This window comes from Stutzerimonas xanthomarina DSM 18231 (genome assembly GCF_900129835.1).
Taxonomy (GTDB): domain Bacteria; phylum Pseudomonadota; class Gammaproteobacteria; order Pseudomonadales; family Pseudomonadaceae; genus Stutzerimonas; species Stutzerimonas xanthomarina.
Window position 1 is genome coordinate 1 of sequence record NZ_FQXA01000013.1, and the last position, 16,690, is coordinate 16,690.

The 16,690-nt window shown below is 57.5% G+C and carries 17 protein-coding genes and 2 tRNA genes; 6 read left to right on the forward strand and 13 right to left on the reverse strand.

The features are described from left to right. Positions 1–240: 240 nt before the first annotated feature. From BUE09_RS19845 to tcyN, 4 genes are all read left to right on the forward strand, one after another. Positions 241–1,239: a D-cysteine desulfhydrase gene (locus BUE09_RS19845; RefSeq protein WP_073303899.1), complete on the forward strand. Its 999-nt coding sequence runs from the start codon at positions 241–243 to the stop codon at positions 1,237–1,239. A 111-nt stretch (positions 1,240–1,350) separates the two neighbouring features. Beyond that, positions 1,351–2,148, forward strand: coding sequence for a cystine ABC transporter substrate-binding protein (tcyJ, locus tag BUE09_RS19850; RefSeq protein WP_073303902.1), 798 nt, complete (start codon positions 1,351–1,353; stop codon positions 2,146–2,148). Continuing rightward, complete coding sequence (tcyL, locus tag BUE09_RS19855; RefSeq protein WP_073303905.1) at positions 2,145–2,813, forward strand: cystine ABC transporter permease; 669 nt, start codon at positions 2,145–2,147, stop codon at positions 2,811–2,813. The genes tcyJ and tcyL overlap by 4 nt, the downstream gene beginning before the upstream one ends. Next, positions 2,813–3,571: an L-cystine ABC transporter ATP-binding protein TcyN gene (gene tcyN, locus BUE09_RS19860; protein WP_073303909.1), complete on the forward strand. Its 759-nt coding sequence runs from the start codon at positions 2,813–2,815 to the stop codon at positions 3,569–3,571. The genes tcyL and tcyN overlap by 1 nt, the downstream gene beginning before the upstream one ends. Positions 3,572–4,178: 607 nt before the next feature. Here the strand turns inward: tcyN and BUE09_RS19865 are convergent. From BUE09_RS19865 to BUE09_RS19910, 10 genes are all read right to left on the reverse strand, one after another. Next, positions 4,179–4,255 (reverse strand) — tRNA-Pro (locus tag BUE09_RS19865). An 83-nt stretch (positions 4,256–4,338) separates the two neighbouring features. Beyond that, positions 4,339–4,695 carry a MerR family transcriptional regulator gene (locus tag BUE09_RS19870; RefSeq protein ID WP_073303912.1) on the reverse strand — a complete coding sequence of 119 codons (357 nt, stop codon included), beginning with the start codon at positions 4,693–4,695 and terminating at the stop codon, positions 4,339–4,341. Continuing rightward, positions 4,676–4,978, reverse strand: a complete 303-nt coding sequence (gene ihfA, locus BUE09_RS19875; RefSeq protein ID WP_003282572.1) for an integration host factor subunit alpha — start codon at positions 4,976–4,978, stop codon at positions 4,676–4,678. The genes BUE09_RS19870 and ihfA overlap by 20 nt, the downstream gene beginning before the upstream one ends. 3 nt (positions 4,979–4,981) lie before the next feature. Continuing rightward, on the reverse strand, positions 4,982–7,360 hold the full coding sequence (gene pheT / locus BUE09_RS19880) for a phenylalanine--tRNA ligase subunit beta (protein WP_073303917.1): 2,379 nt from the start codon (positions 7,358–7,360) through the stop codon (positions 4,982–4,984). A 37-nt stretch (positions 7,361–7,397) separates the two neighbouring features. Beyond that, positions 7,398–8,414, reverse strand: a complete 1,017-nt coding sequence (pheS, locus tag BUE09_RS19885) for a phenylalanine--tRNA ligase subunit alpha (protein ID WP_073303920.1) — start codon at positions 8,412–8,414, stop codon at positions 7,398–7,400. A 166-nt stretch (positions 8,415–8,580) separates the two neighbouring features. Further along, entirely contained in the window at positions 8,581–8,937 is a 357-nt protein-coding gene (gene rplT, locus BUE09_RS19890) for a 50S ribosomal protein L20 (RefSeq protein WP_019339387.1), read from the reverse strand. A 27-nt stretch (positions 8,938–8,964) separates the two neighbouring features. Further along, positions 8,965–9,159: a 50S ribosomal protein L35 gene (gene rpmI, locus BUE09_RS19895; RefSeq protein ID WP_019339386.1), complete on the reverse strand. Its 195-nt coding sequence runs from the start codon at positions 9,157–9,159 to the stop codon at positions 8,965–8,967. A 62-nt stretch (positions 9,160–9,221) separates the two neighbouring features. Then, the gene (gene infC, locus BUE09_RS19900) at positions 9,222–9,773 is read right to left on the reverse strand and encodes a translation initiation factor IF-3 (protein WP_019339385.1); all 552 of its coding nucleotides are present in this window, start codon (positions 9,771–9,773) and stop codon (positions 9,222–9,224) included. Beyond that, on the reverse strand, positions 9,773–11,695 hold the full coding sequence (gene thrS / locus BUE09_RS19905) for a threonine--tRNA ligase (protein WP_073303923.1): 1,923 nt from the start codon (positions 11,693–11,695) through the stop codon (positions 9,773–9,775). The genes infC and thrS overlap by 1 nt, the downstream gene beginning before the upstream one ends. 224 nt (positions 11,696–11,919) lie before the next feature. Then, positions 11,920–11,996: transfer RNA gene (locus BUE09_RS19910), tRNA-Val, on the reverse strand. A 167-nt stretch (positions 11,997–12,163) separates the two neighbouring features. On the opposite strand from BUE09_RS19910, the gene BUE09_RS19915 reads away from it, so the two are divergent. Next, positions 12,164–13,447 carry an NAD(P)/FAD-dependent oxidoreductase gene (locus BUE09_RS19915; RefSeq protein ID WP_073303926.1) on the forward strand — a complete coding sequence of 428 codons (1,284 nt, stop codon included), beginning with the start codon at positions 12,164–12,166 and terminating at the stop codon, positions 13,445–13,447. Between the two features lie 4 nt (positions 13,448–13,451). Here the strand turns inward: BUE09_RS19915 and BUE09_RS19920 are convergent, their stop codons facing one another. After that, positions 13,452–14,402, reverse strand: a complete 951-nt coding sequence (locus BUE09_RS19920; RefSeq protein ID WP_073303929.1) for a PA2778 family cysteine peptidase — start codon at positions 14,400–14,402, stop codon at positions 13,452–13,454. Continuing rightward, entirely contained in the window at positions 14,399–14,800 is a 402-nt protein-coding gene (locus tag BUE09_RS19925; protein ID WP_073303932.1) for a PA2779 family protein, read from the reverse strand. The genes BUE09_RS19920 and BUE09_RS19925 overlap by 4 nt, the downstream gene beginning before the upstream one ends. Positions 14,801–14,970: 170 nt before the next feature. On the opposite strand from BUE09_RS19925, the gene BUE09_RS19930 reads away from it, so the two are divergent. Continuing rightward, positions 14,971–15,273, forward strand: coding sequence for an I78 family peptidase inhibitor (locus BUE09_RS19930; RefSeq protein WP_073303935.1), 303 nt, complete (start codon positions 14,971–14,973; stop codon positions 15,271–15,273). 108 nt (positions 15,274–15,381) lie between these two features. On the opposite strand, the gene BUE09_RS19935 is transcribed toward BUE09_RS19930, so the two are convergent. Continuing rightward, entirely contained in the window at positions 15,382–16,413 is a 1,032-nt protein-coding gene (locus BUE09_RS19935; RefSeq protein ID WP_073303938.1) for an acyltransferase family protein, read from the reverse strand. Positions 16,414–16,690 lie beyond the last annotated feature (277 nt).

The following is a 16,690-nucleotide window of genomic DNA, read 5'->3' on the forward strand; positions in this document are numbered from 1 at the left end:
CGCACTGAAGTACCGCTCGCCTCGGGAGTTCAGGCGGTTGGCTGTAACATCAACTTAACAGGGTTGCGGTGTCCGGTTTGATAGGGGCAAGTCCAGCTGCCGTGATGCCACTCGTGATCATCTAGCTTTAACCCCGTTAAAGCGATACGAGGTGCAGTTCTTCACAGCTAGACAGCAACTTGCCGCAGCACTGGATTGCCTTCTACAGTGGTGATTCTAATCTGTCCGGAATTAAACCCGATGCTCACTGAGGCTCTTGCCCGCTTCCCTCGCCTTGAACTGGTGACCGCCGCAACGCCCCTGGAGCACCTGCCGCGTCTGTCACGTCACGTGGGCCGGGACATCTGGATCAAGCGCGACGACCTCACCTCGCTGGCCCTCGGTGGCAACAAGGCGCGCAAGCTCGAATACCTCGGTGCCGATGCTCTGGCCAAGGGTGCCGATGTACTGGTAACGGCCGGCGCGATCCAGTCCAACCATGTGCGCCAGACCGCAGCGTTGGCGGCCAGACTCGGTCTGGGCTGCCTGGCGCTGCTGGAGAATCCGCTGGATACAGCCGAGAGCAATTACCTGAGCAACGGCAACCGCCTGCTACTGAACCTGTTTGGCTCCGAGATCGAAGCTGTCGCCAATCTGGACAACGCGGACGACCTGCTACAGGCCGCCGCCGAGCGCCTGCGTAGCGCCGGGCGCAGACCCTACGTGGTGCCCATCGGCGGCTCCAATGCGCTCGGCGCCCTGGGTTATGTGCGCGCCGGCCTGGAGCTGGCCGAGCAGATGCAACACATCGGCGAGGATTTCAACGCCGTACTGCTCGCCTCGGGCAGCGCAGGAACCCACAGCGGACTGGCCCTGGCGCTGGAATATGCACGGCCTGGCAACCGAGTGGTCGGGGTAACCGTATCGCGACCAGAAACAGCCCAACGCCTCAAGGTCGAAGGCCTGCTACAAAGCACCGCTGAGCTGCTTGGCTTCGAGGTGCCGACGGGGCTACAGATCGAACTGTGGGACCAGTATTTCGCTCCGCGCTATGGGGAGCCGAATGCCGGCACCCTGGCCGCGATCCGCCTACTTGCCGAGCAGGAAGGCGTGCTGCTCGATCCGGTGTACACCGGCAAAGCCTTTGCCGGCCTGCTCGACGGTATTGCTCGCGGCGCCTTCCCTGGCCGAGGTCCGCTGCTGTTCCTGCACACCGGTGGTGCCCCAGCACTATTCGCCTATCACCCATGGCAACTGTAAGCGCAGATGCTACATTCCATAGAATCAAGTACTGGCTACCGTTAATTATTTTATCGAATAAGCCATCGTCCTTAGAGTTGTATGACCTTCCAGCCCACCTAGAGGCCTGCCATGAAATTCAACACTCTGCGTCGTCGCTTCCTGCTCGGCACCCTGAGTTTGCTGCTCGGTTCCAGCCTGTTTACTCCCGTGTTCGCCGCCGATTTACTGGATGAGATCAAGGCCAACGGCACGCTCAAGGTCGGCCTTGAAGGAACCTACCCGCCCTTCAACTTTCAGGATGCCGGCGGCCAGCTGACCGGCTTCGAGGTGGACTTTGCCCACGCGCTGGCGGAGGAACTGGGGGTCAAGGCCGCGTTCCAGCCAACCAAATGGGACGGCATTCTTGCCGCGCTGGAGTCGGGGCGCCTGGACGTTGTGATCAACCAGGTCACCATCTCCGATGAACGCAAACAGAAGTACGACTTCTCCACCCCCTACACCGTCTCTGGTATTCAGGCGCTGACCCGCAAGGCCGATGCCGACAGCATCAAGAGTTCGGCTGATCTGGCCGGCAAGAAGGTCGGCGTCGGCCTCGGCACGAACTACGAGCAATGGCTCAAAGAGAACGTGCCGCAAGCCGATATCCGCACCTACGATGACGACCCGACCAAGTTCCAGGACCTCAACGTCGGCCGCATCGACGTGATCCTGGTCGATCGGCTAGCCGCCTTCGAGATGGTCGAGAAAACCGGCAATCGCCTGGCTGTAACCGGTGACGCCTTCTCCCGCCAGGAGTCCGGGGTTGCCCTACGTAAGGGCAACCCTCAATTGCTTGCTGCTATCGACGCGGCCATCGCCAAGTTGCGCGCGGACGGCACACTGAAAGAGCTCTCCGAGAAGTGGTTCGGGGCTGACGTCACGCAATGATCGGCAGCAGCCTGCAGCTGGCGCTGGACTCGCTGCCCTTTCTGCTCAAAGGCGCGTGGTGGACCGTCGTTCTGAGCTTGGGCGGGATGTTCTTCGGCCTGCTGCTGGGCTTCGGCCTGGCCCTGCTGCGGCTGTACGCCTACCGGCCTCTGCAATGGCTGGCGCGGGTGTACGTGTCGTTTTTCCGCGGCACGCCGCTTCTGGTTCAGCTATTCATGATCTATTACGGCCTGCCGCAACTGGGCATTCAGCTCGATCCGCTGCCGGCTGCGCTGATTGGCTTCTCCTTGAACATGGCGGCCTACACCGCCGAGATCCTGCGCGCCGCCATCGCCTCTATCGATCGTGGCCAATGGGAAGCGGCCGCCAGTATTGGCATGAGTCGCGCCCAGACCCTGTACCGGGCCATACTCCCGCAGGCCGCCCGCACCGCCCTGCCTCCACTGGGCAACAGCTTCATCTCGCTGGTTAAGGACACTGCCCTGGCCGCCACCATTCAAGTTCCGGAGCTGTTCCGCCAGGCACAGCTGATTACCGCACGCACGTTCGAGATCTTCACCATGTACCTGGCCGCCGCGCTGATCTACTGGTTGTTGGCGAGCGTGCTGGCGTACTTTCAGGGTCGCCTGGAAGACCGGGTGAACCGCCACGAGCAGGATGCCTGATGATTTCCGTGCGCAACCTGAAAAAATCCTTCAAGGGCCAGGAGGTACTCAAGGGCATCGACCTCGATATAGCTCCTGGCGAAGTACTGGCAATCATCGGCCCCAGCGGTTCGGGCAAAACTACCCTGCTGCGCTGCCTTAATTTACTGGAGCAACCCAGCGGCGGGCAGATCAGCGTCGGTGAGATCCACATCGATGCCGATAAGCCGCTCAAGGCGCAGCAAGGCCTGATCCGCCAGCTACGCCAGCACGTCGGTTTCGTGTTTCAGAACTTCAACCTGTTCCCCCATCGCACGGCCCTCGAAAACGTCATCGAAGGCCCAGTGCAGGTTAAGAAGGAGCCACGCCACCAAGCCCTCGAACGCGGCCGTGCATTACTGGCCAAGGTCGGCCTGAGCGACAAGGAAGACGCCTATCCCAAGCGACTCTCCGGCGGCCAGCAACAGCGCGTGGCGATTGCCCGCGCGCTGGCCATGCAGCCAGATGTGATCCTGTTCGACGAACCGACCTCAGCGCTCGATCCCGAGCTGGTTGGCGAAGTGCTCTCGACCATCCGCGGCCTGGCCGATGAAAAGCGCACCATGATCATTGTCACCCATGAGATGAGCTTCGCCCGCGACGTTGCCGACAGGGCAATTTTCATCGATGAGGGGATGATCGTAGAACAGGGCGACGCCAGGCAGTTACTCAAGGCACCGCAGCACGAACGCACGCAGCAGTTTCTGAGCAAGTTCATCGGCGACCGCCAAGCGCACTGAATTTCCCGGCTGGCTCCAAGGACCAACGGATCAAGATCATGCTGTATGCCGTCGAGGCGCTATCTAAAGAAGCGGGTAGCGTTGTACCGGCGAGACTCGACCGAGCTAGATATCGAGGCGCAAGCCCTGCTGCACAAGCAGTCTGCCTCTATCCTCTGGCAAGACGCGTAGCTCGCTCGAACTGGTTAGCTCTGTATTCCTCGCCGGTGCGACAGCGACATCTCTCGTTTCCGCTTCCCTTGCCAGCTAACGCTTCAAATCAACCTCTTGGACCGCATCCAAGAGGTATAAAGTTGACTGCTCAGCAGCCTAGAGTGCTCATATGCGCTGGAACAAAATGCGCAACCGACACGGTTGAAATAGCCGCCAAGCGCACCAAGTGCCACCTGACTTTGTTTGCCCGCCGGAACCATGAACGCCACTGCATCGACCAGCGAACGTGGCCTGCGTTTGGCAGGACGCTGGCCTTGGCGGTTGCCCCTGGCTATAGACGCATACTATAGGTACGCCTGATCAAGCTGATTAGAGCGGTTTTGCAGAAATTTTGCAGGCGCCAGAAATAAAAAAATCCAGCCACCGCTAAGTGACTGGATTTTCTAGGGTTTTTTGGTCGGGACGGAGTGATTCGAACACTCGACCCCTTGCACCCCATGCAAGTGCGCTACCAGGCTGCGCTACGCCCCGACGCTGCATTCAGCTTCTGCTGAAAACGGATCGAACTATACCTTAAGGGACTGAATATGTGAAAGTTTTTTGCACAACGACGACTAATTCTTTAGCACCTGTAGGACATCCTCAAGCTCGGTGATCATCTGTCTGACCAGTTGCTTGTATTGCGTGATGTCATCACGGGCCTCGTCGCCGGACATCCGCTGCCGGGCGCCACCAATGGTGAAACCTTGCTCGTACAGCAGCGACCTAATCTGCCGGATCATCAGCACATCTTGCCGCTGGTAATAGCGCCGATTACCGCGACGCTTAACAGGGTTCAGCTGTGGAAACTCCTGCTCCCAATATCGCAGCACATGCGGTTTAACCGCGCATAGCTCGCTCACCTCACCAATTGTGAAATAGCGTTTGCCGGGTATCGTTGGCAGTTCGTCGTTATGACTTGGTTCCAGCATACGCTTCGACTCTGGCTTTTAGTTTTTGGCCTGGCCGGAACGTCACGACACGACGCGCCGTAATTGGGATTTCCTCACCGGTCTTCGGGTTACGCCCCGGGCGCTGTCGCTTGTCGCGCAGGTCGAAGTTGCCGAAGCCGGACAGCTTCACCTGCTCGTTATGTTCGAGCGCCTGGCGAATCTCCTCGAAAAACAGCTCGACCAGCTCCTTGGCTTCGCGCTTATTCAAGCCTAGCTCTTCATATAGACGTTCGGCCATTTCAGCTTTCGTCAGAGCCCCCATACGCTATTTCCTTAACGTGGCGTTGAACCTTTCTTCCAGGGAGGTCAGGATTTGCTGCATCGCTCCACCGACCTCTTCGTCGTTTAGAGTGCGCGAAGGGTGTTGCCAGGTCAAGCCGACTGCCACACTTTTGCTAAGCGGATCAATACCTTTACCCTGATAGACATCAAATAGCTTGAGGTCCTTCAGATGTTCACCAGCGGCGTCTCGAATGCATCGCAGCACAGCGTCCGAGGACACTTCGCGCGTTACAAGGAGGGCCAGATCGCGACGCACCTCAGGGAAGCGGGACAGCTCGCTGAAGCGTGGCAGCCGCCCTTCGCTGATCTCGGCAACTAGCAACTCGAACAGATACACCGGTTGATCGATGCCCAGCGTGGCGGCCAATTCGGGATGAAGGCTTCCGATGTAGCCGACCAAACGCCCTTCCCGCTCTATTCGAGCAGTCTGCCCGGGATGCAGAGCCGGATGCTCCGCTGCGGAGAAGCTATACGCCAAGGCATTGCCGGCGTATCCGAGCAAGGCTTCGACATCGGCTTTGATGTCATAGAAGTCCGCCGCTGTTCTTTCGTTGCTCCAGGCTTCTGGCAGGCGGCTTCCCGTGATGACGCCTGCAAGCATCGGCTCCTGCTTCAACTCACCCAGTTGACCGACGAAGCGCAGGCCGCTTTCGAACAGGCGGACTCGAGTTTGCTGACGATTGAGGTTGTACTGCAGCGCCTTGATCAATCCTGGCCAGAGCGTCGCGCGCATTGCCGCCATGTCCGAGGAAATCGGATTGGCCAGCTGCAGCGGCTCAGCGCCCGGGCTGAACAGCTCGAACATTTTCGGATCGATGAAGCTGTATGTGATCGCTTCCTGGTAGCCACGGGCAACCAGCAAGCGACGCAGGGCGGATAGTCCGGCACGGGATTCAGAATTGGCTTCGGGTGCCAGACGTGCCTGCGGGTAACGCACTGGCAGGCGGTCGTAGCCATACAGGCGACCCAACTCCTCGATCAGATCTACTTCGAGGCTAATGTCAAAACGATGGCTGGGCACGCTGATTTCCCAGGATTCTTTGTTCAGCTCGACCACTCCCAACCCCAAGGCCGACAAAAGCGAGACAACCTGATCGCCTGCCATGATCAATCCCAGCATCTGCTCGATCCGATCCTTGCGCAGCAAAATCGGTGCAACATGAGGAAGATCGGCTTCGCTGACGGCTTCGATAACCGGGCCAGCGCTGCCTCCGACAATTTCCAATAGCAGCGAAGTCGCTCGCTCCATGGCTCGACGGGTCAATTGAGAATCCACCCCTCGCTCGTAACGATGCGACGCATCGGTGTGCAAGCCATAAGAGCGCGCCTTGCCAGCGAGCACAATAGTGTCGAAAAAGGCACTTTCAAGAAACAGATCTTGAGTGGAGGCGCTGACACCACTGTGCTCACCGCCCATTACACCCGCAATCGCGAGGGCACGCTGATGGTCGGCGATAACCAGCGTATCGCCTCGCAGGGTCACTTCCTGACCGTCGAGCAAGACGAGTTTTTCTTGATCCTCTGCCATCCTAACCCTGATCCCGCCATTGATTTCGGCAAGATCGAAAGCATGCAGCGGCTGGCCGAGTTCGAGCATCACATAGTTGGTGACGTCCACCACCGCATCGATGCTGCGGATATCGGAACGACGCAACCGCTCGACCATCCACAGCGGAGTGGGTCTCGACAAATCAACATTGCGGATCACCCGCCCGAGGTAGCGTGGACAGGCTTTTGGCGCGAGCACCTCTACGGGGCGCACCTCATCCTGGCTTGGAACCACGGCAGCAATTTCCACGGCGGTTACCGCTGCGTCGTACATCGCACCGACTTCGCGAGCAAGCCCAGCAATAGAGAGGCAATCGCCACGGTTCGGCGTCAGACCTATTTCAATGCTCGCATCGTCCAGGCCGAGATACGCTCGCAGGTCGCTACCAACCGGGGCGTCACCGGCCAGTTCCATCAGTCCGCTGTCGTCGGTACCGATCGTCAACTCGGTTTCCGAGCAGAGCATGCCGTTGGACTCAACGCCGCGAAGCTTCGCTTTCTTAATTTTGAAGTCGCCTGGCAATTGGGCACCAATCATCGCAAACGGAATTTTCAGGCCGGGCCGCACATTGGGCGCACCGCAAACTACCTGAAACGTCTCACTTCCATTGCTGACCTGGCACACCCTCAACTTGTCCGCATCGGGATGCTGCTCGGTGCTCAGCACCTCGCCCACAACCACGCCGTTGAACTCGCCGGCAACGGGGGTCACCGCGTCCACCTCAAGACCCACCATCGATAGACGCGCCACCAGTTCCTCGCGGGAAACTTGCGGTTTAACCCACGTACGCAACCACTGCTCGCTGAATTTCATCCTGCTCTCCTAAATATTCTTTGACGGGACTCTGAACCTAGCGGAATTGCGCCAGGAACCTCAGGTCGTTGTCGAAGAACAGGCGTAAGTCGTTGACGCCATAACGCAACATGGCGAGCCGTTCAGCTCCCATACCGAAAGCGAAGCCCTGATACTTTTCTGGATCGATACCGGACATGCGCAGCACATTCGGATGCACCATGCCGCAGCCCATCACCTCGAGCCAGCCGGTCTGCTTGCACACCCTACAGCCTTTCCCACTGCACATGACGCACTGCATATCCACTTCGGCCGACGGCTCGGTGAACGGGAAGAATGAGGGACGGAAGCGGACACCCAGCGGCTTTTCGAAGAACACTCGCAAAAACTGCTCGATTGTGCCCTTCAGGTCCGCAAAGCTGATGCCCTCGTCGACCAGCAAGCCCTCAACCTGGTGGAACATAGGCGAATGGGTTATATCCGAGTCACAGCGGTAGACACGCCCCGGACAAACGATACGGATGGGCGGCTGCTGCGACTCCATCGTGCGCACCTGAACCGGCGAGGTATGGGTACGCAAAAGCATGTTGGCGTTGAAATAGAAGGTGTCGTGCATCGCCCGAGCAGGATGATGGCCGGGGATATTGAGCGCTTCGAAGTTGTGGTAGTCGTCTTCAACCTCTGGTCCCTCGGCAACGCTATAGCCAATATGACTGAAGAATTGTTCGATCCGCTCCAGTGTCCGCGTCACAGGATGCAGCCCACCGGAGGCTTCTCCCCGGCCTGGCAATGTCACATCGATCCGCTCGGCAGCGAGCTTGGCGCTCAGCGCAGCCTGCTCAAGATCCGCCTTCTTGGCATTCAACTCATCCTGAACGCGGCTCTTCGCCGCATTGATGAGCGCACCGGCCTTGGGGCGCTCATCCGCAGACAGTTTGCCCAGCGTCTGCATGACTTGGGTCAGCTCGCCTTTCTTGCCGAGATACTGAACCCGGATTTGCTCCAGGGCGTTGATGTCTTGACTATGTTGCACCGCCTCAAGCGCTTGCGAGACCAGTGCATCCAGGTTTTCCATGTACAACCTCCAGAGGTTCTTGCAGAACCGCACCAGACGATCAGCACTTAGGCTTACGCGAGGTGCACTTTTGCAAATGCCCCTTCAGATACGAAATAGGGGAAGAGCACAAGGCTCTTCCCCTATCGGTGACGCTACGAATCCGAAGATTCGATTGTCGATGGGCTTAGGCCAGAGAAGCTTTAGCTTTTTCGACAATGGCAGCAAAAGCTGCTTTTTCGTTCACTGCCAACTCGGCCAGAACCTTACGGTCGATTTCGATGGCCGCTTTTTTCAGACCGGCAATGAAACGGCTGTAGGACAGACCATTTACACGAGCGCCGGCGTTGATACGAGCGATCCAAAGAGCGCGGAACTGACGCTTCCGCTGACGGCGGTCACGGTAGGCATACTGGCCTGCTTTGATCACCGCCTGCTTGGCAACACGGAATACCCGCGAACGAGCGCCGTAGTAGCCTTTGGCGAGTTTCAGAATTTTCTTGTGACGGCGACGAGCGACGACGCCACGCTTAACACGAGCCATGAGTTATTCCTCTGAGTCTTGACCGAATTAACGAACGCGCAGCATGCGCTCTACTTTTGCGTTGTCAGACGGGTGCATCAGAGATGTACCACGCAGCTGACGCTTACGCTTGGTAGACATTTTGGTCAGGATGTGGCTCTTGAAAGCGTGCTTGTGCTTGTAGCCATTCGCCGTCTTTTTGAAGCGCTTCGCAGCGCCACTTTTAGTCTTCATCTTTGGCATGTTCGGTACTCCACAGTGTGGGTGATTTCAAATAACCGCAAGGCCTGCCAGTGCCCTGGTGGTTACTTTTTCTTCTTGGGAGCGATGACCATGATCAGCTGGCGTCCTTCCATCTTTGGATGCTGCTCGACCGAACCGTATTCAGCCAGGTCACCTTCGACCCGCTTCAACAGTTCCATCCCCAGCTCCTGATGCGCCATCTCACGACCGCGGAATCTCAACGAAACCTTGGCCCTGTCCCCGTCACTCAGGAAACGTACCAGGTTGCGTAGCTTGACCTGGTAGTCGCCCTCTTCCGTCCCTGGACGAAACTTTACTTCTTTAACCTGGATTTGCTTCTGGTTCTTCTTCGCCGCAGCGACCTGCTTCTTCTTCTCGAACAGGTGCTTGCCGTAATCCATGATCCGGCATACAGGAGGAACCGCATCGGCGGAAATTTCCACCAGATCCAATTTGGCTTCTTCAGCTATACGAAGCGCTTCATCAATCGAGACGATGCCAACCTGCTCGCCATCAGCACCAATCAAACGGACCTCACGAGCCGAGATATTCTCGTTGATCGGGGCCTTGGGTGCAGCTCGTTTATCCTGTCTCATTTCACGCTTAATAGTCATTACTCCAATTCTTGGCGTCCACGCCGGGAAACCGCTTGTGTCAGCAGCTGCGCGAAATCGTCTAGGGGCATGGAGCCCAAATCGACGCCTTCACGGGTGCGCACAGCAACGGCTCGTGTCTCGACTTCCCGATCTCCGATAACCAAGAGATAGGGTACCTTGAGCAAGGTATGCTCGCGGATTTTAAAGCCGATCTTTTCGTTTCTCAAGTCGGACTTGGCACGGAAGCCGCTTTGGTTGAGTGTTTTCTCTACTTCCAAGGCGAAATCCGCCTGCTTATCGGTGATATTCATCACCACAGCTTGGGTCGGTGCCAACCAGGCCGGGAAAGCGCCTTCGTAGTGTTCAATGAGAATACCGATGAAACGCTCGAACGAGCCAAGGATGGCGCGGTGCAACATCACTGGATGCTGGCGATCGTTATTCTCACTGACGTACTCCGCCCCCAGGCGAATCGGAAGATTGAAGTCGAGCTGGAGCGTGCCGCACTGCCATACTCGACCCAGGCAGTCCTTTAGCGAGAACTCGATCTTCGGACCGTAGAAGGCGCCTTCGCCAGGCTGCAAATCATAAGGCAGCCCTGCGCTATCCAGCGCGGCGGCAAGGGCCGCCTCGGCACGATCCCACAGCTCATCTGAACCGACTCGTTTCTCAGGTCGCGTCGATAGCTTCAACTCAATGTTATCGAAGCCGAAATCTGCATAAACCGCCTGGGTCAGCTTGATGAACGCAGCCGACTCGGACTGCATCTGCTCTTCAGTGCAGAAGATGTGCGCATCGTCCTGCGTGAAGCCGCGCACTCGCATGATGCCGTGCAACGCACCCGACGGCTCGTTGCGATGACAGGCACCGAACTCAGCCAGACGCAACGGCAACTCGCGGTAGCTTTTCAAGCCCTGGTTATACACCTGCACGTGGCACGGGCAATTCATCGGCTTGATCGCGTAGTCGCGACTTTCCGATTCCGTGGTGAACATATTTTCAGCGTAGTTCGCCCAGTGACCGGACTTCTCCCACAGACTGCGATCGACAACCTGGGGTGTGCGGATTTCCTGATAGCCATTTTCGCGCTGCACGACACGCATGTACTGCTCGAGCACCTGATACAGAGTCCAGCCATTCGGATGCCAGAAGACCATCCCCGGTGCTTCTTCTTGGGTATGGAACAGATCCAGGCGCTTGCCGATCTTGCGGTGGTCGCGCTTCTCGGCTTCTTCAATTCGCTGGATGTACGCGGCAAGCTGTTTTTTGTCTGCCCACGCGGTACCGTAGATGCGCTGCAGCTGCTCGTTCTTCGCATCGCCACGCCAATAGGCACCAGACAGCTTGGTCAGTTTGAAAGACTTGAGAAAGCGAGTATTGGGCACATGCGGGCCGCGGCACATATCGACATATTCTTCGTGGTGGTACAGCCCCATTGCCTGTTCGTCAGGCATATCCTCGACCAGGCGCAGTTTGTAATCCTCGCCACGCGATTGGAACAGCTCGATGACTTCAGCGCGCGACGTGACCTTCTTGATCACATCGTATTCAGTATCGATCAGTTGCTTCATGCGCTGCTCGATGGCAGCCATGTCGTCCGGCGTGAACGGCCGCTCGAAGGCGATATCGTAGTAGAAGCCCTCGGCAATCACCGGCCCGATGACCATCTTCGCAGATGGGTAGAGCTGCTTGACCGCATGCCCAACCAAGTGCGCACAAGAGTGACGAATGATCTCCAGCCCTTCTTCATCCTTCGGCGTGATGATTTGCAGGCTCGCGTCGCTTTCGATCAGATCGCAGGCATCGACCAGCCGCCCGTCTACCTTACCGGCAAGGGTGGCCTTCGCTAGGCCAGCACCAATTGACTGAGCGACCTCAGCGACGGAAACCGGGTGATCGAACGAACGCTGACTGCCGTCAGGAAGAGTAATGGTGGGCATGGCGCCTCCTCTCCTAGTGGTGACCCCTACTAAAGGCCACGTGGGTTGGGATGAGCCAGGAAAGCGATCCATCGAATAACCTGCCGCACAGTGGCAGGAGCCCGAAGGCTGATCGAGGCGGACCGAAGTCACTGGAAATATGGGAGCACGGATACTTTCAGAAAGCTGCCGCACCGACAAGCAAGGCATAAAAAAAGGGTCGCTAGCGCGACCCTTTTCGGAATTGGTAGGCACAATTGGATTCGAACCAACGACCCCCACCATGTCAAGGTGGTGCTCTAACCAACTGAGCTATGTGCCTCCGATGGACGCGCATTCTAGAGATACGCCTGAGAGAGTCAAGCGCTTTTTTGCTAAGCCACTGATATTCGTAATTTTTGGATACGGGAACGCCCTTGGTGTCGCTATAGCATCGTAGAGGGTTGTCGAGATAGCATCTCGTCAAATATTCGGAACAGGGCAATCAGAATGTCGCACACTCCCTACCCCTCGTCCTATTACGCAGCGTCAGCGAACCCCGCACCTACTCGCGACGCTCTAAGCGATAGTGTCGAGACGGACGTCTGCGTGATCGGCGCAGGCTACACCGGGCTATCGACTGCACTGTTTCTTCTTGAGCAGGGTTTTCGCGTTGTCATATTGGAAGCTGCCAAGGTCGGCTTCGGCGCTTCGGGGCGCAACGGCGGACAAATCGTCAATAGCTACAGCCGAGATATCGATACGGTCGAGCGCAGCACCGGAAGCAATGAAGCACGCCTGATTGGCGCGATGGCATTCGAGGGCGGACAAATCATTCGTGAGCGAGTCGCACGTTACAGCATCGACTGTGACCTGAAGGACGGAGGCGTATTCGCCGCTCTCAACTCCAAGCAGATGCACCACCTTGAGGCGCAGAAGGCGCTTTGGGAGCGTTTCGGCTATGGTCAGCTGGAAATGCTCGATCACGACGGCATTCGAAACGTCGTGGCGAGCGAGCGATACATCGGCGGCATGCTGGATCACGGGGGCGGTCACATCCACCCACTCAACCTCGCGCTAGGCGAAGCGGCCGCAGTCGAATCGCTCGGTGGCGTCATCTACGAACAAAGCCCGGCAATCCGCATCGACCGAGGGGACACGCCGCGAGTACACACCCAGCATGGTCAGGTGACCGCCAAGTTCGTGGTCGTTGCCGGAAATGCCTACCTGGGCGGGTTGGTTCCAGAGCTGGCAGCCAAATCCATGCCCTGCGGCACACAGGTCATCGCCACGGAGCCGCTCGACACAGAGCTCGCAGCAACATTGCTTCCGCAGAATTACTGCGTTGAGGACTGCAATTACTTGCTGGACTACTTCCGCCTTTCCGCCGACAAACGTTTGATCTATGGGGGCGGTGTGGTCTACGGCGCACGTGACCCGGCCGATATCGATTCGATCATCCGACCGAAAATGCTCAAGACGTTTCCACAGTTGCAAGGCATCAAGACGGAATTCGCCTGGACCGGCAATTTCCTAATGACGCTATCCCGTTTACCTCAAGTTGGGGGGCTCGATGGCAATCTTTATTACTCTCAAGGCTGCAGCGGACACGGTGTTACCTATACCCATATCGCTGGAAAGGTTATAGCCGAGGCCTTGCGGGGACAGGCCGAGCGCTTCGACGCCTTTGCCAGCTTGCCGCATTACCCGTTTCCTGGTGGGCAGAAGCTCAGCGCGCCACTGAGCGCCCTCGGCGCGCTCTACTACAGCTTGCGGGACAAGGTTGGCTTCTGATGTCTCATTGAACTGGGCACGCTGGAGACGCCTCGCATATCCCGGCCCCGTCACCTCCTGAGGGTAGTTCAGCCTTGAATCGCGTGTCGTCAGGGGCCAGCTTGGCCGCACACGCAAGCGCTGCGGATGACTGGGCTTGGCATCCCCGTTCCGCCAGCACCTGCGATAGATTGAACCAGCCTGCCGCGAAGGAGCTGTCACGCTGAACACTGGTTCGCAAGGCGCGCTCCGCCGCTTGCTTGTCGCCTCGCGCGTACCGGGCATTGGCAAGCACGAACCAGGACAAGCCGCTAGACCAATGTTCTGCAGCCGTTTCGTAGGCCTTCAGGGCAGCATCGTCGCGGCCGGTTTGCTCAAGATCACTTGCAGCTTTCAGCCACACCGTTTCCATGGCAGTACGGGGTAGTTGATTGGGCGCAACCGTTACCACCGCCCAGCGATTTCCCTTGGCCCAGCTTCGCTCGAACTGGCGGAAACTTCCGACCCAACGTCGCGTGGTTCCAGATCGCAACACAAGAGTCTGAGCCGTCAGGTCGTACCCCACCACAACTGCGAAATGCCACTGAGGCCATCGATCGAAAGCAAGGTTCTGCAGTACCAGCACCGGATTTCCCGCCGCCACTTCAGACAGCACCGCTTCTAGCCGTGGTTCCAACGGATAGACCAGCAAATCGTGGGCTCGCGCGGCCGCGACCATCTCAACCTGCAGGCTACCCTTGCGCTGCGGAAGATAAACGCGTTTGACGAGCTGCTCCGGCCCGGTATCGACGCCCCGCTGGGTCAGCATCGTTGCAAGCGCTGCGGGCCCGCATTGATAGTCTTCCTGGGCGAAGAACGGAACCGCGTCCAGCTCCACCCTCCCCGGGAGCCCCGCGGACCCAACCGGAACGATTGGAGTCCGCGCGCACGCCCCAAGGAGGATGACCGCGAACAGCAGGGCCAGTCGCCGATTCAACGATTGATACAGTTAACGAAGTTGAAGATATTAGTAGCGCAAAGCAGGTCGGTGATGATGAAAATCACCAAAAACAGAACGATGATTCCCACTACACCAGCGCCAGCCGGCGCCTGATCCAGTTGCTGGTTGAATTGCGCGAGCTCCGCCGGCGTCAGGCTGTTGATTCGCTGCTCGACCTGATCGCGCTCGACGCCCATCGCCACCAGCTTCTTCTGGACGTCTTCGTCCTCAAGCATCCTCAACAATTGCTGGCGATCTACCTGCTGCTGTTGCTCGGCGATAACTTCCGGGGTGCCGATCATTGCCGCCTGGGCCAATGGGATCTGTGCAAACAGCATGAAATGCATCGCTGCTAACAGGGTAGCTACACGCTTCATCACCGATGAATTAAACATGGCGGAGTCCTTATTTGTCTGGCGGCCCAGTGCGATGTGCAATGCGCCCTCGACGATAAGACGGTGCGGCTGTTCCGCCAGTTCCCTTGTCGGCTATGGTTTAGCCATCGGTCGACTGAACATGCCGACCCCGGGTCGTTATTACTGATGTCAATACGAAGGAGAACGTTATGAACCTCATCCGCTCGGTGCCCCTGATGGCATGCAGCGCCATTCTGATTGGCTGTCAGGCTTCGCTTGACACACCGCAGGCGACTGAAGGTAGCGCCGCGCAATGTGACGCCTCTTCTATCCAGACACTCGTCGGCGAGCAGGCAAGCCCGGCGCTTCTAGATCAGGCACGTCGCAAGAGCGGCGCCGTGACGGCTCGCATCGTTCGGCCGGGCGACATCGTCACACTGGAATACAACGCACATCGGCTGACACTGACGACAGACGAATCGCTGAAAATTCAACGAATCAGCTGTGGTTAAGGAAACGACTGCTTACATCCATAGATTTCGAAGCATTTCGGATACTGGACGCAAACGACACAGCTGGTAGACAGGCAAGAACAACCATCATGCCTGCCATCTGCCCGCTCAATGCGCCACTGCCCTACGTGCCCGCAAGCTGGTTGCAGAAAAAGACTTCGGTGGAGCTAACAGAAAGTACAGGTCGTACCGTTTGATAATCATCTGAGCCAGCAACGGAGCGGCAAGCCCGACCAGAGTTCCGACGACTAAATGGACAGCTATGGAATCAATGCCCATGAAGCTCGCAAGGATCACCCGGATGCCGCTACCCGCAAGAATATGCATCAGGTAGATCGTCATCGATGAAGCACCAATGAATAGCAACCAGCCTACGCGAACACGACCGAGCCACATCGACAAGGCGACCACAAACAGGATCGAAACAGTCGCCAGCGCAAGCACCGGCAAGCCACCCACCTCCCAACTCAAGCCGAACGTCACGTGAAACAGATACTGCCCGATCACGAATGATGTTCCGAGCAACAAAGTGAGAGGGATATAACGGGCGAGGAAGTATGCCTTGATCTCGTTGAACCAGATACCGAGCGCAAAAAACACGGCATTACCAAAAATAAACTTACCGATACTGCCAGCGGCCAGGTCCCGGCTGAGCACATAAAGCACGCCAAAGACCAGCAAAAGGGGCAGGAAGTAACGGCGGTCCACCTTGGCGTAGACCAAGGAGCAGACAACAAAAACCAAGAACAGCGCGTAAAGAAACCAGAACTGCGCCCGTGGGGACCAAAGCAGCGAGAACACCTGCCCTAACGTGACGTCACCGTTTGTATAATTTGACAGCACTACTTCGGTCAGCCCTTGCAGAAGAGACCAAACGATAAATGGGTAGACAACAGTGTCCACCTTGTTGATGACCAGTCCGGCTTTCCCACGCTTCACTAGCGAGTCGTAAAAAAACAAACCCGACAGGAAAAAGAACAGCGGCATGTGAAAGCTGTAGATGACACTATCGACGAGAAGGTACTCGCCCTTATCCATCGGCAAACCGGCATTGAAGACTCCACGCGCGACATGGCCGTAGACCACAAGAATGATCCCAATGGCTTTGGCGTAATCGACCCAGGCATTTCTCTCCTGCATCATATTTCTCCTTGGTTATGGGCAAGACCAGACACATCGCAGCCAGATTTGGCGAAGATGGGAAAGGTAGACAGTGAAAAATCCGATCCGTTTGTCGTCTCGGGCGAGCGATCCACATTGGCCGACGTATTGCCGCAAACCCGGCCGCTCGGCGTGCATGGATCTCAATCCGATCAACCCCCTAAGGATGGTCTGAAAAAGACTTCCCGAATCTGGTGAAATACGCCGATCCCGTTGCCCGAGTTTCCCGATGAAGCAAATGACCTTCGCCGACGCC